The organism is uncultured Apibacter sp. (genome assembly GCF_946479295.1).
Taxonomy (GTDB): Bacteria; Bacteroidota; Bacteroidia; order Flavobacteriales; family Weeksellaceae; genus Apibacter.
In genome coordinates, this window is sequence record NZ_CAMLFD010000011.1 from 30,952 (window position 1) to 44,195 (window position 13,244).

A 13,244-nucleotide genomic window follows, 5' to 3' on the forward strand; every position below is an offset into this window, starting at 1 on the left:
ATAATAAGTATCTCACAAAGATATAAAATATATTTTATTTTATATCTTTGTTGCTGCAAATAATTTCTATCTTCTAAAGAAACAAAATAAGTAATTCCCGATTATATTGTACTAAATACGAATACTTTTTATTATTGATACAGAGACATCTTTGTTTTTTAATTAGGTAAATAAAACTAGTAACAGAAAATAAATTGAAAGAAACTACTTTATATCCATATCAAAATTTATCACTGAAAGATATTCCCGGAGAAATATGGAAAGATTGTCCCGATTTTGAAGGTTATCTGATGATTTCCAATAAGGGGCGCATAAAAGATTTAAAAAGAACTATTTACCAAAGCACCAAAGGAGGATTAAAAACAGTTTCCTATGAACGTCCGGAACGAATTCGAAAACAATATCCCAAACCTCTTTACAATAAAATACTCAAAAAACATTTTTATTCTTTAATAATCAAAATAACAATAGAAAAAATTACATACTCATTTTATGTTTCCAGAAAGGTATATGAAGCTTTTTGTAATAAAATAACCAAACAAGATTTAATTCTTCACAAGGATTGGGATAATTTCAATAATAAAATAGAAAACCTTTATAGGGGAGGTAACTCTGAATTAAACCGGATTACAGCAAAACAAGGAAGAACTAATGTACCTGAGATATTTGCGAGTAAAAGAAAATTCTGGCCAATAGAAAGAAGAAACAGATTACAGGAAAAAAGTAAGACTAAAATCAAAGTTAAGCAATATAACCTGCAAGGTAACTACCTAAACAGTTATCCAAGCATGAGGGAAGCTTATAAACAAACTGGAATTCATGAAACTGCTATTAGAAAATGCATTCTTGGGAAGCAAAATTATGCAGGAAATTATATTTGGAAGGATGAAAATGATACTTCCGATATTATTGCTGTAACACCAAGTCTATCTTCTCAACCTCTTAGTTGTTATGATAAAGAGGGTAATTATTTAGCCGGATATAATACTATTTGGGAAGCTGAACAGCAAACTAAAATAAATAGGGGCTGTATTCGTCAGTGTATACAGGGGAGATCTCGTACTGCTGGTGGTTTGATTTGGAAAAAAGGTTATGAGCCTCAGAAAGTGGATCCGGTACCTCCCATTTCAATTAATGCTAAAATAGTAAGCCAGTTTGATAAAGAGGGGAATCTTATAATGGTTTATCCCAGTATATCAAAAGCTTCCAAAAGTACAGGGATACCGGAGATTACTTTAGGAAAATCACTCAGGTCTAGACCTCAGTATATAAGAGGATTTTTTTGGATGGAAGGAAATAAGCTAACAAAAATAACTCCTCCTAAAAGGAAAATTAGAGTAGTTTATCAATATGACCTGTCTGGAAATCATATAGCTACTTATCTTTCTATAGTTGAAGCAGGTAAATCAATGGGCTTATCTCGTGCCAGTATAAGCGATGCTGTACATGGAAGGAGTAAAACCTGTGGTGGGTATGTATGGAAATATGTAGAAAAGGTAATATAAAAGATTTTTTTAATAACTATAGTTTTTTTGGCGAATTTTTGGCAAATAAAAAAGGCTACAGATTTTTAAATCTATAACCTTTTAATTTTCAGCTCCTCCTGCTGGGCTCGAACCAGCGACCCTCTGATTAACAGTCAGATGCTCTAACCGACTGAGCTAAGGAGGAATTTTGTGAGTGCAAATGTAGAAGATATTTCTATATGCTCCAAATATTTTTTAAACTTTTTTTACCATCAAAATCTAAATATGTTAGTATCAATAAAAAAGAATTTAAACTTTTTTAATATTCTTTTCCAATAGGTGTTTTTTTTAATATAAAATAGTATTTTTGCCTCCGCCTAATTTATTTAAATTTTATGGACATTTCAACTTTAATTATTTCCCTTGCTATTTTAGTAATTTTCGTGGGGGGATTTATGTTTATGCTTACCCGATTTTTTCAATCAGAAAGAGAAAGAAGAAATTTCGAACTTCGTTTAAAATATTCTGAAAACATTTTACCGAATAAATTGCAAGCCTATGAGCGAATGACTTTGTTTTTAGAAAGAATTAAACCTGCCTCATTAATCAGACGCGTTGCGCCAACTGAGGATGGTAAATCTTATGAATATAATCTAATTGAAACCATTCAAACGGAATTTGAGCACAATTTAGCTCAACAAGTATATATAAATCCTAATACTTGGAAAATCATTCTATCAGCAAAAAATGCCACACAACTATTAATAAAAAACACCATCCAATCCATGGAAGAATCCTCTGTTAAAGAAATTCAAGAGGAAATTATAAAACAGTCTATGGAAGACTCATCCCCATCATCCACTGCAATATTATATCTTCAGAAGGATATTCAAGATGGAATCTAATTAAAATGAGTTCATATGAATATAAAATCATTAGCTGAAGAAGAAAGACCCAGAGAAAAATTATTGTTAAAAGGCAAACAATCATTATCAGATGCCGAGCTTTTAGCTATAATTCTGGGGAGCGGCTCTAAACAAGAAAGCAGCATTATTCTAGCTCAACGGATCTTATCTTCGGTAAATAATAATTGGAACGAATTGGCAAAGCTCTCAATACGAGATTTATGCAAATTCAACGGTGTCGGTAAAGTAAAAGCTATTGAAATAGTTACTTCCTTGGAAATTGGAAGAAGAAAATCTTTACAACAAGCACTCAAAAAAGAAACTATTTCTTCTGCCAAAGATGCATTTAATATTCTTCAGCCAATAATTGGAGACCTTCTTATTGAAGAATTTTGGGTTATATATTTAAGTCGATCCAATAAAATAGTAAGCAAAGAAAAAATTTCTCAAGGAGGAATTACAGGAACAATGGTTGACAATAGAATTATTTTCAAACATGCATTAGAACTCAATGCAGTTTCATTAATCATATCTCATAATCATCCTTCGGGAAATATACAACCGAGCAATTCTGATATACAAATCACTCAGGAAATTAAAAAAGCAGGTAGTTTATTGAATATTACTCTTATGGATCATCTAATTGTAACCCAAACTTCCTATTTTAGTTTTGCTGATGAAAATTTATTATAATTTTTAGGATATGATTTTAATCTATGTACCCAACATTAATGAAAGAATCCGTTATACCTATTCCTTTATCTTCGAACAAATCCTAGGAATTCAATTCCAACTAACAGATTCTCTAGATTATTATCATATTAAAGCCGTACCTAAATTTTCTTACTCCAACTTAAGTATAAAAGACGAAATGCATTTTTCGGCTTGCAATTTACTATTCGAGACCGATATTAAAATGCAAGATCTTACCAAAATCTTAAAGGATCCTTTTGCAACCACATTTTACTTACTTTCAAGATACGAGGAATATCTACCTTATAGGGAAGATATACATAAAAGATTTTCTTATCAATCTTCTTCCATCAATGGTAAAATAGATCCAATTCATCCATGGATAGATACATTTGCCTATGACTTGTTTAATCAACTTAAAGATCATTTCCCTACCCTTGTACGTAAGAATCGTAAATTTGAATTTATTAATACCATTGATATTGATCATGCTTGGCTTTATAAGAATAAATCTTGGTTTAGAAATTTAAAATCCTTTGGAAAAAAACTTATTACCTCGCGTTGGAAAGACGGATACTTTCAAACCTTAATATTATTAGGAATAAAACCCGATCCTTATTATATTTATCCCTATATAGAACAATTAGAATTTCCTACCATTTACTTTGTGTCTTTTGGCTTGGGAAGCAAATGGGATACCAATCATAATCCAAAAAATAAAGCATATCGCAATCTCATTGGTCAATTAGATAAGCAGGAATACACAACTATTGGTCTCCATCCCAGCTATTATTCCAATAAAGATTTTGAAATTTTAAAAAAAGAAAAAATAGAGTTGGAAAAACTTTTGAAACAAAAAATTTCATTCTCTCGACAACATTTCATCAAACTTACATTACCCGAAACTTATTCTAATCTCATAAATTTACATATTACCGCTGATTTTTCTATGGGTTTTCAGGATCATATCGGATTTCGTGCCGGAACATGTACCCCTTTCTACTGGTTTGATTTAAAAAACAATAAAATCACAGACTTAAAAATTTATCCTTTCTGCATGATGGACGTAACGTTAAAAAATTATATGAATTTAACAATTGAGGAGGCAGAAAATAAAATTTGGGATTTACTAAATTCCGTAAAAAAAGTAAATGGAACATTCATCTCTATCTTTCATAACGATAGCTTATCTGATTATGGAGAATGGAACTCATGGAAATCATTGTATGAAAAGTTAATTGTTAAAGTGAATGATCCATATATATAACCATAAAAATATTGATAAAAGGAATTATTCCAATTGTTTGCATAATTCTTTAAATTACAGAGTCTATGCAGAATTATGGTATTTGGACATTGTTTCTCCTGACGGTTATGATATATTGGTACTAAACAATTTTGAAGCAGTAATGCCTATTGCTTATCATAAGAAATTAGGAATGAAATTTGTTATACAACCTACTTTTTGTCAACAACTAGGTATTTTTTATAAAGAAAATATATCTGCTGAGAACTTTAGCCTTTTTTTATCCTTTTTGAATAGATACAGAGTTAGAAGCTATTGTTTTAACGAAGAAAATACTTCCTATTTTCCTACAGATTGTATAAAGAGAGATAATCAAATTCTAAATCTCGAATCTAATTACTTAACAATTTCAAATAATTATAATAAAAATAAAAAAAGAGTTCTAAAAAATGATTTTTCACCTAGTATAGAAATTGAAGAAGGATATATAGATTCTGTTATCAAAGGAACTCTGTTTACCCATTTGCATAATTTTCTTACAGAATCACAAATAGATATTTTAAATTCACTTTTACTGGAATTAAATCATCGAAATCTTTTAAAACAATATACGGTATATAGAGAACAACATATACCCACAGTCTATTTATGGCTCATTTTTTCCAAAGGGAGAATTATAAATTTGCTTTCCGTAAGAAATAAAGAAATTGAAATTAAAAATTCTTATGCCTATCTCATTGATTTGATAATTCAAAAATACTCAAATCAAAAACTAATATTCGATTTTGAAGGATCCATGATTCCGGGCATAGCTAATTTTAATAAGAGTTTAGGTGCCAAAACGAAACACTATATACCCTACAAAAATTTCAAATGGTTTGATGCTTTAAAAAAAAGATAAATTTATTTAAAGAGAGATAATTTTTTAAAGAATAGAGGTAAATCTTAACAATAATTTTTTCATAAAACAATGGACTTTTAGTGATATCATTCTACTATCTATAAAAAATGGCTTGAAAAAGATCAAACCATTTTTATTATTATAAGTTTCTATTTATTATGAATTTGCATCCTGAATTAAACCGGCGCGTTTTAATAAAGCATCCGATTCAGGTCTTCTTCCGCGGAAGCTAATATACAATTCCATCGGGTCCTCAGTTCCTCCTTTACTCAATAAATTTTCAAATTTTAAAGCAGTTTCCTTATCAAAGATTCCTCTTTCTTTGAAGAAATCAAAAGCATCAGCATCTAAAACTTCAGCCCATTTGTATGAGTAGTATCCTGCGGCATATCCTCCTTGAAATATATGAGAAAAAGAAGTGCTTATACAGGTATTTTTAATATGAGGATATACTTGCGTTTCTTTTACTTTATTGACTTCAAAATCTTCAATTCTTTCCTCTGCTTTTAATTCATTTGTATGGTAAGCCATATCTAATAAACCTAAGCCTATCTGGCGGATTGTTTGATACCCTTGCATGAAATTGGCAGATGCTACTATTTTATCAATTTTTTCCTCTTTTAGCAGTTTTCCTGTTTTATAATGAAGCGCAAAAGTTTTTAAAAATTCCTTTTCAAATACATAATTTTCCATGAATTGAGATGGTAGCTCAACGAAATCCCAATAAACATTAGTTCCTGACAATGATTCAAATGTGGTGTTTGCTAAAATGCCGTGCAAAGCATGTCCAAATTCATGAAAAAGTGTTGTTACTTCCGTGAATGTTAATAAAGACGGTATCTCTCCATTGGGACGAGAAAAATTACAAACAATAGATATATGAGGTCTAACGTTATCACTTAATGTTTTAAACTGTCCTTTAAAAGAAGTCATCCAAGCGCCTGCTCTTTTACCTGCACGTGGAAAAAAGTCGGCATATAATAATGCCTGATGCTTTCCCTTATCATTTATTACTTCATAAACTTTAACTTCCGGATGATATTTCTGAATGTCATTTCTTTCATGGAATGTTAATCCGTATAAATTATTTGCAGCATCAAATGCGGCATTTACCACTTGATCTAATGGAAAATACGGCTTGAGCTCTTCTTCGGAAAACGAAAATTTTTCTTGTCTTAATTTTTCCGCATAATAAGCATGGTCGTATGGCATAATCTCTGAAATTCCCTCTCGTACAGCCAACTCTTTTAATTGTTGGATTTCTTTTACTGCGAAAGGTTTTGCTTTATTCAGTAAATCATATAAGAAATCATATACGATCTTGGGTGCAGCAGCCATTCTTTCTTGTAAAATTAAATCTGCATAAGTCTTAAAACCTAACAATTGGGCTTTCTCTCCTCGTAATTTAACTATCTTATGAATTATTCCTTCATTATTATACTCGTTATCCTTACAGGCTCTCTGCATATATGCCGTATAGATATCTTTACGTAATTCCCTGTTTTTTGCATACGTAAGGAAAGGTACATAACTTGGATAATGTAATGTAAATACCCATCCTTCCAAGCCTCTACTTTCCGCCTCATTACGCGCCATCTCCTTAATAGATTCCGGAACTCCTTCCATATCGTTACTATCGGTAATATGGAGAAAATAATCGTTAGTTTCTTTCAAAACATTTTGCCCAAATTTTACGGAAAGCACTGACAATTCATTAGATATTTTTCTAAGAGTATCCTTATCTTCCGTTGAAAGTAATGCTCCGTTTTTAGAAAAATCCTTATAGGTTTTATCCAACAACCGTACTTCTTCTTGGCTTAACTTGGATTTTAATGTAGTATCATAAACAATCTTTATTTTTTCAAATAATTTTTCATTTAACACAATATCATTTGCAAATTCAGTCAATAGGGGAGAAATTTCTTCCGCTAAGCTTTGCAAATAATCATTAGTCTCCGCAGAATTTAAATTAAAAAAAGTAGAGGAAACTATATTAAGTTTTTTTCCAACATTTTCTAAAGCTACTATAGTGTTAACAAAATTAGGAGGATCCGTGTTTTCAATTATTTCATTTATCTCTTTCTTTGCATCGTCAATTGCCTTTTCTATTGCTGGTTTAAATTGTTCTTGCTTAATTTCTTCGAAAGGAATACTTTCAAAAGGTGTATTAAATTTTTCCAATAAATTATTATTCATAATTTTTTTTAAAATTAAATTCTATCGAATAAAATTTTTTCTATATAATTCAAATTTTAATTAAGATTAAAAAACTATTCAAATTTACTAATATCTATAGATTCTCCAATAGATAAAAAAGTTAAACGTTTCTCCTCTGCTAAAAACAAATGCTTGGTTTTATCTTTATTAACTTTTATAGCAGGAAAAGTATCATAATGGGAAGCTATAGCATTTTTAGTTTTAACAAATTTCGCTGCAATTACAGCATCATATCCACCCATCGTATAGAAGTTACCAATTGGCAAGATTGCTACGTTGATATATCCGTAAATAAATGGAAGCAGCTTCATATCTGTGGTAAGAGCAGTATCTCCTGCAACATAGATTACTTTTCCATCCATTTTCATTAAGTAACCACAAGCTAATCCCCCATAAGTTCCGTCAGGAAAGGATGAGCTATGCACCGCAGCCACCATTTTAACTTTACCAAAACTAAATTTCATAACTCCTCCAATATTCATAGGAATCACATTCAATCCTAATTTTTTAAAATGTGCAGTAATTTCAGGATTAGCCAAAATGGAAGAATTATTGTTCTTAGCAATTCTCTCTACATCCAAAATATGATCATAATGAGCATGGGTCAAAAAAATATAATCCGCCTTAATTTCGTCTATATTTATATCTTTTGCTAATTCATTTTCCGATATAAATGGATCGACCAAGACTGTTGATGATGATGTTTTAAATCCAAAACACGCATGTCCGTAATATATTATTTCCATGTTCTTATCTTATTAGGTTTAATCTTCTTCAAATGTAACAAATAATAATTATCTTTGAAAAAAATTAGGCAAAAAACATTTCATATGAAAAGGTATTTTTTAGTACTATTCTTACTGTTTTTTTCAATAGTTTCGTTTGCGCAACAAGTTGAATTTGGGGCGAAAGCAGGTATGGCTTTTGGATATAAAGGCAATTTAAAACGAACTATAACTAATATTAAAGAAAGTAAAGCTACTGATAACATTGGGTGGCATGCGGGACTATTTAGCCGTATAAAAATGGAAAGATGGTTTATTCAACCTGAAATTTATTTTTCTTCCATGAAAACAAATTTTGATTATAACTATTCTACAGAATTTACCGCCCATTCCAACAGACTGGATATCCCTTTATTATTTGGATCTAATTTCCTGCAAGTTATCAGATTGTATGCAGGACCTGTATTTTCAACTTCTTTAAATGAAGATATTTCTTTAAGAGGAATAAAAAAAACTAAAACAGATGACTTTTCTCTTGCCGGTCAGGTAGGTGGAGGATTCGATTTAGCCAAACTTACTTTTGATGTCCGTTATGAATTCGGATTTAATGAAAGTGAAACAAAGTTTATAAAAAAACATACAGGTGAAGAATTTAAATTGGAAAAAAGACAAAATTCTTTGGTCCTCAGTGTCGGATATAAATTTTAAAGATTGAATTATTTCCTTTATATCTTAGCAAAAATAAATTGATATGAAAAAATTATCGTTCCTTCTATTTATATCTTTATTAGTTCTTATAATTTTTTCATGTAGAGATGATTATAATTATGATCCGGCCTCAAAGCCACTTCGATTTTCCAAAGACACGGTAATGTTAGATACCGTATTCTCAACTGTAAGATCAGAAACCTATGTACTCAAGGTATATAATCAGCAAAATGATGATGTGGTGATTCCCGGAATTTATCTGGAAAAAGGTTCATCTTCACAATTTAAAATTAATGTAGATGGATTTGAGGGTAATTCTTCGAATGCAAATAATTTTCAAAACATTCCTTTACGCTCTAAAGACAGTTTATATATTCTTATTGAAATAGCACCCAAAAGTATAAGCACATCAGAAGCTTTGGCTGATGAGGATTTAATCTTCAATACTATAGGAAATACTCAAAAAGTTAAATTACTCTCTTTAATAGAAGACGCAGAATTTTATTTTTCAAAATCAGGAACTAAAGAAATATCTCATGATTTATTTTGGAACAGTTCAAAATCCAAAGTAATATATGGCACTTTAAAATTAACAAATAATGCCAACTTATCTGTTTCCGAAGGAACGAAAATATATCTTCATAAAAATGCATCTATATTCATTGATTCCGGAAGTGTACTTACTTTAAACGGCTCTTTACATAAAGAGGTAATTATACGTGGAGATCGTCATGAATCCAGATATGATTCTCTTCCTGGTAATTGGGATCAAATTCGATTAGCTCGTAATTCTTTGGCAAAAGTTAATCATGCCGTAATCAAAGGTGGAAATAACGCTTTTTATTTAGAGGACAACGCTCAATTAATAATTTCAAATTCAAAGATTTATAATTTTCTATATGGAGGAATATATTCTATAGGAGGAAATGTTGAAGGAAAAAATATTGCCTTAAATAATTGTGGTACTTCCGATTTGATAGCCCTATATGGTGGAAATTATGATTTTACCCATTGTACTTTTGCAAATTATTGGAATTTAAATGCCGGGGCAGGATATGCGGTTTACTTATCCAACTCCCATCAGAAATCCGGAAAACTCCAATATAAACAACTCAATGCTTCTTTTAAGAACTGTATTTTATGGGTAAATAATTACAATAGTCTTTATATAGATAATAATCCCAACGCTCCTTTCTTTTATTCTTTTGATACGAATCTTATTAAGAATAATAGCAATTCTATTCATGTCGATACGGATAATAATTTTATACACACAATTTTAAATAAAGACCCTTTATTTTATAAAACAGGTTATTCTGAATGTTTGCTTAGTCTTACTGAAGATTCACCTGCATTAGGAAAAGGAAATTTAACCTATGCATTATCCGTTCCACTAGATATTAACGGATTCCCAAGAACCTCCGCTCCTGCTTTAGGCGCCTATCAGGAATAAAAATTTTATAATATTATTTTCAATTGTTGAATATAGTTTAGAAAATTTACTTTTTTATATATCAGAATAACTATAAATCTTTAAGTAAAGTATTTTTTTCATGTTCATAAATCATAGTTCTTATTTCTAAAGTCTTATTCCAGATATTTTTAATATCTCCCTGTATATCTATTTTAAAATTTTCAGAACCATATTGATCTATCTTATTTAAAAAATAAATGAGGGTTATGTGATTAATATCTATGGCCGGGATGTAAGCAATTACTAAATCGTTTTCAAGTGGAGTTTCAGCAAGTAAGCCTACCTGTAATAAAAAGTATAAAGAATCATTAGTTAAACGCGTAGGTATTTTAAAAGTTTCAGACAACTCATCTGCTGTATATGGCTTATCTCCTCTTTCAAACCTCTTTATAATAAGTGTGGTAATCATTAAAAGTATAAAATCTTTATAACGCCTGCTTATATTTGAAATATCTTTTTCAAAACTAAATTTATTTACATTTTGATAAGAAAAAGATAATTGCACTCCAAATAAACAAATAAACCAACTCAGCTGAAGCCATAACATCAATAATGGTAATGCTGAAAAACTTCCATAAATTGCATTATATTTGGCTATCCAGAATTGTCCGGAAATATATAACATTTGAAAAATCTGAAAACAGCTTCCGCTTACAATACCTGCTAATACTGCTGCGCTAAACTTTACCTTTGTATTAGGTATATAAATATATAAAAATGTGAAGAGTAAGATAATAATTATATAAGGCAATATTTTGAGTATTGGGTTAATGACCGCACCTATTATATTAATATTTGCTGTTGAATTTAGAAATATAGATAAACCGGCATTACATATCAAAAATAAAGGCGCAATAAGGATTAAAGCTAAATAATCTGTAAATTGTCGAGAAAACGTTCTACCTTTTTTAATTCTCCAGATTATATTAAAATTATCTTCGATACTTGAGAGAAGAGTGACCACAGTATAGAAAAGAATTACAATCCCGATTCCTAAAAATACACCTCCTTGGGCGTAATCTATAGATCCGTCTATAAATTGCATAGCCTTTGAAAGAACTATTTTCTGTCCCGTAAAATATTGGAATAATTGTGTTTCAACTAAGTTTTGAAAACCAAAACCTCGGGCAATGGCAAATAAGACGGCTAACAATGGTACAATAGATAAGAGAGAATTATAGGTAAGAGCTGCCGCACGTGTATTAATTTGTGATCCATTAATATTTCTGAAGGTCAATAAAAAAGCCTTAGTGATATTTATAAAAATTGTTTTAATGTGAGTACTGTCGTTTCCGTTTATCCTCCAGATATCATATCTTAAATAATGAATTATAGATAGAATTTTATTTTTTATCTTAGAATACATTTTTATTATTTAAATTTTCAAGTATCAGATACAAACATAATACCTTCTATATTTAATAAGGAATAATTTATACCTATTAATAAGTAAATAAGTTTTAAAGATTATAGAATAGATGCAGAAATCTTTTACTGGTATCTGAAACTTTAAAGCGATCATCTAGACGAAATCCGACCAGCCAAATAATTTCTCCTAATTTATTACACAATACCATTACTTTCTCTTTTTGGAAATTTGAAACCTTAGAATCTTTTAAATATTTACTTACTTTCTTTTTTCCCAACCCATTTATAGGATAAAACACATCGCCATTTTGCCAATTTCTTAAGGTTAATGGAAATTCAATTTTATCCAAATCAACAATCTCATTCGCATTACTTTCCCTGATATTCTTCTCATACAACTTAACAGCAACAGGTTCTTGTATCATAAACGGAATTGATTTTATAGTAATCGAATTTTTTATAGAAACATTTTTTTTCTTTTCTTCAAGCAATACTCTTCCCCTATCTATCCAAACTTTAAATGTATTAGATTCAAAAATATTTCCTGTCTGTGAATTTATAATGTTGATACAATCCTCTTTATTCGTAAAACCGTATTGAGAAAGCAAATGGTAAGACAAGATAAAATCCGCTTTTTTAAGCTTATCTAAAGAAAAAATTTTTATTCCTTCTTCTACGGTAATGCTAGCCTCATTTTGCAGTTCTTGCACTTTAAATTCTATAAAAGATTGCGTTTCATGTAAAATACTCATGCTTTTATCTACCTGCCTTAGAAATTCTGGACTTATATCCATAAACTCGGGAATAATTTTATGTCGAATTTTATTTCTTAAATACTCTAAGGTGTAATTGGATGCATCTTCCCTCCAAGGAATAGAGTTTTCTTGTGCAAATGCTACAATTTCTTTTCGAGGAAAAGATAATAAAGGTCTTAAAACAAAATTAGAAATCTTTTTCATACCGGATAACCCCTTACTCCCGGAACCTCTTAATAAATTAATAAAAAATGTTTCTACATTATCGTTGAGATGATGTGCAGTGACTAGATAATCAAATAATTGTTCTTTGGCTAGTTCCCTAAAATAGTCGTATCTCAAATTTCGGGCAACCATTTCTATAGATTCTCTATTTTTTTTCAATTTTAAAGTATCAAAAGATTTAACGAACAATTCAATTCTACGAGCATAGCAATATTCCCGAACTAACTTTTCATCGGACAAAGAATCTTCTCCACGAAGTTGAAAATTACAATGAACAACACTAAATTGATAAGGAGAATTATAAAATAGATGCATTAAAACCATACTATCTACCCCTCCACTTACTGCCAACAAATATTTTTTTTCTATAGCTAATCCGCTCAATGAATCCGTTACCTTCATATATTATCCAATCAATTTCGTAAATACCAGAAATATAATTTTTAAGCAAAGATAGTTGAAAAAAATTTTGACAAAAATATCTGATTAAGCACAATCTTTGCATTGACTACTAATTACAACGTAATTATGAAAACAATATAAATTGAATATTTATTTTAA

Annotated in this window: 11 protein-coding genes and 1 tRNA gene; 7 read left to right on the forward strand and 5 right to left on the reverse strand. The window is 29.9% G+C overall.

Annotated elements, in window-relative coordinates; genetic code table 11:
• The first annotated feature begins 194 nt into the window (after positions 1 to 194).
• Positions 195 to 1,505 carry an NUMOD1 domain-containing DNA-binding protein gene (locus tag Q0T35_RS07835; RefSeq protein WP_295841939.1) on the forward strand — a complete coding sequence of 437 codons (1,311 nt, stop codon included), beginning with the start codon at positions 195 to 197 and terminating at the stop codon, positions 1,503 to 1,505.
• A gap of 92 nt (positions 1,506 to 1,597) precedes the next feature.
• Here Q0T35_RS07835 and Q0T35_RS07840 read toward each other — a convergent pair.
• Positions 1,598 to 1,671: transfer RNA gene (locus tag Q0T35_RS07840), tRNA-Asn, on the reverse strand.
• 190 nt (positions 1,672 to 1,861) lie between these two features.
• On the opposite strand from Q0T35_RS07840, the gene Q0T35_RS07845 reads away from it, so the two are divergent.
• From Q0T35_RS07845 to Q0T35_RS07860, 4 genes are read left to right on the forward strand one after another with little or no spacing between them, the layout of a single operon-like run.
• Positions 1,862 to 2,371, forward strand: a complete 510-nt coding sequence (locus tag Q0T35_RS07845; protein ID WP_295841950.1) for a hypothetical protein — start codon at positions 1,862 to 1,864, stop codon at positions 2,369 to 2,371.
• A 15-nt stretch (positions 2,372 to 2,386) separates the two neighbouring features.
• Positions 2,387 to 3,064: a DNA repair protein RadC gene (gene radC, locus Q0T35_RS07850; RefSeq protein ID WP_295841959.1), complete on the forward strand. Its 678-nt coding sequence runs from the start codon at positions 2,387 to 2,389 to the stop codon at positions 3,062 to 3,064.
• A gap of 10 nt (positions 3,065 to 3,074) precedes the next feature.
• Positions 3,075 to 4,331 (forward strand): polysaccharide deacetylase family protein, encoded by a 1,257-nt coding sequence (locus tag Q0T35_RS07855; RefSeq protein ID WP_295841962.1) that lies wholly within the window; start codon positions 3,075 to 3,077, stop codon positions 4,329 to 4,331.
• Positions 4,315 to 5,211 carry a hypothetical protein gene (locus Q0T35_RS07860; RefSeq protein WP_295841967.1) on the forward strand — a complete coding sequence of 299 codons (897 nt, stop codon included), beginning with the start codon at positions 4,315 to 4,317 and terminating at the stop codon, positions 5,209 to 5,211. The genes Q0T35_RS07855 and Q0T35_RS07860 overlap by 17 nt, the downstream gene beginning before the upstream one ends.
• A 156-nt stretch (positions 5,212 to 5,367) precedes the next feature.
• On the opposite strand, the gene Q0T35_RS07865 is transcribed toward Q0T35_RS07860, so the two are convergent.
• Together Q0T35_RS07865 and Q0T35_RS07870 are read right to left on the reverse strand one after the other, a co-directional pair.
• Positions 5,368 to 7,407 (reverse strand): M3 family metallopeptidase, encoded by a 2,040-nt coding sequence (locus Q0T35_RS07865; protein WP_295841975.1) that lies wholly within the window; start codon positions 7,405 to 7,407, stop codon positions 5,368 to 5,370.
• Positions 7,408 to 7,481: 74 nt separating this feature from the next.
• Positions 7,482 to 8,174 carry a metal-dependent hydrolase gene (locus Q0T35_RS07870; RefSeq protein ID WP_293917283.1) on the reverse strand — a complete coding sequence of 231 codons (693 nt, stop codon included), beginning with the start codon at positions 8,172 to 8,174 and terminating at the stop codon, positions 7,482 to 7,484.
• Positions 8,175 to 8,258: 84 nt separating this feature from the next.
• On the opposite strand from Q0T35_RS07870, the gene Q0T35_RS07875 reads away from it, so the two are divergent.
• The gene (locus Q0T35_RS07875) at positions 8,259 to 8,861 is read left to right on the forward strand and encodes a porin family protein (protein WP_293917285.1); all 603 of its coding nucleotides are present in this window, start codon (positions 8,259 to 8,261) and stop codon (positions 8,859 to 8,861) included.
• Between the two features lie 43 nt (positions 8,862 to 8,904).
• Positions 8,905 to 10,314, forward strand: coding sequence for a right-handed parallel beta-helix repeat-containing protein (locus Q0T35_RS07880; protein ID WP_295841982.1), 1,410 nt, complete (start codon positions 8,905 to 8,907; stop codon positions 10,312 to 10,314).
• A gap of 70 nt (positions 10,315 to 10,384) precedes the next feature.
• Here Q0T35_RS07880 and Q0T35_RS07885 read toward each other — a convergent pair whose 3' ends face one another.
• Entirely contained in the window at positions 10,385 to 11,701 is a 1,317-nt protein-coding gene (locus tag Q0T35_RS07885; RefSeq protein ID WP_295841987.1) for a YihY/virulence factor BrkB family protein, read from the reverse strand.
• A gap of 94 nt (positions 11,702 to 11,795) precedes the next feature.
• Positions 11,796 to 13,085 (reverse strand): tRNA lysidine(34) synthetase TilS, encoded by a 1,290-nt coding sequence (tilS, locus tag Q0T35_RS07890; protein WP_295841992.1) that lies wholly within the window; start codon positions 13,083 to 13,085, stop codon positions 11,796 to 11,798.
• Positions 13,086 to 13,244 lie beyond the last annotated feature (159 nt).